The 1502-nt window shown below is 64.8% G+C and carries 2 protein-coding genes; both read right to left on the bottom strand.

Annotation, left to right across the window (positions count from 1 at the left end):
* On the bottom strand, positions 1-991 hold a 991-nt coding region (locus GXY33_17810; GenBank protein NLX06997.1), incomplete at its 3' end, for a hypothetical protein.
* Positions 992-1118: 127 nt separating this feature from the next.
* Positions 1119-1502: hypothetical protein (locus tag GXY33_17805; protein NLX06996.1), on the bottom strand; the 384-nt coding region annotated here is incomplete at its 5' end.

The raw sequence follows: 1502 nt of genomic DNA, 5'->3' as shown, positions 1-1502 counted from the left end.
CGGTGAGAAGTCTTCTGGGGGCGGCCACGAGCATGGCCCGGATCTGTTCGTCGGTGACGCCGCGTTGGCGAAGCTGTGGAAGGAAGGAACGCCACAGATAGTCGTAACCTCTTCCGCCGTTGGCGTGAAGCTGCGACTGTCGGCAGGTGTCGGTGGAGAGGACGATTTGTTCCTGATATCCGCGTTGGACCAGGCATGCGATGCGATCGGCCCGCACGTCGTCGGGCACCAGGTCGGTCCATCCGATCATGTCGAAGGCGCAGAACGCGCCGCAGTCGAGGATGCCGGTGTAGTAGGCCATGTCGTGTTCGGGGTTCTGGCGGCATTCCGCGTCGCAGTGTCCGATGCAGACGCGGGCGGGGTCGGCTCCGAACTGTTCAAGGATGCGGAGCTGAGCGTGACCGCCGCGTCCGAGGGAGGCATGCGTGATGACGCCGACGCCGGTGGCGCGCTGGGCTTGGGCGGCTGCCTGGAAGAGGATAGTTTCGGCGTCGGTGAGGCGATAGTCGCGTGGGTGGCCGCCGGGGGCGTTGTGGCTGGCGAGTTCGCCGATGACGCCGGCCCGCACGCCGTCGCAGCCGTCCTGGATGTGGCGTACGAAGTAGTCGGCCAGGCGGTCGGTGTTGGTGGAGTCGTCCGGGCAGGAGCGGAACCAGGGTGGGTAGGTGGATTCGGTGTAGAAGGCGATACCGGAGACGACGTGGACGCCGGAGGCCCGGCTGATGTCGCGCAGTTTGGCGGGATCGCGTCCGATCCCTTCCGGCGTCGCCTCGATGATCGTCCGCCCTCCCGCGGCTTGGAAGTAGCGGAGTTCCTCGACGGCTCGCGGCACGTCGTTCAGGACGTTGTCCTGGCGGCCGGAGTGCGCGGAGATGTCGCAGTAGAGGTGTTCGTGGGCGAGGGTCGGACCCAGGAGGTCCGGATCGAGCGGACCGGTGACCGTGATTGCGAAGGTTCGTCGTCTGTCGTTGGTTGCCCGTTCCACCGTCACCGCATCCTCTTTACCGTGTCGTGGCGCTCGGTGCGATGCTATCGGCCGTCGGCTTGATCGTCAATACCCAAGGGCGTCACCGGGCGTGTTCGGGTGCGGTTCATTTCGGCTGGGGTATAGAGCCGGTTCAAGGGGTCAGTCGGACGACGTAGTCGGTGATCGGTTTGTCGTCGGCGTCGAGGAATCGCAGGAACAGTTCGTGGCCGGCGATGTCGTTGTGGACCTTGACGAGGAGGCGATGGCGGCCTTTGGTCAGTTTGACCGGGTGTTTTTCCTGGTCGGCTGCCGACCCGCGGAAGACGACCAGGTCGGCCACGACTTGGTCGTCGATCCATATTTTGTAGCCGTCGTCACTTCCGACGGCGAGGGTGGCGTCGAGGTCGCGTGGGACGTCGAGGTAGGCGCAGGCGTATCCGAAGCACTGTTCGACGACCTGTCCGGATTTTACGATCATATTGTTGAGGAAACGGTCCTTGAGGTCAAGCCGGTCGCCGTCGGCGTGGACGGGCTG

The sequence above is a fragment of the Phycisphaerae bacterium genome (assembly GCA_012729815.1).
GTDB lineage: Bacteria > Planctomycetota > Phycisphaerae > JAAYCJ01 > JAAYCJ01 > JAAYCJ01.
Note: the sequence above shows the minus strand (reverse complement) of the source record. Positions and strands in the feature narration are given on the sequence as shown.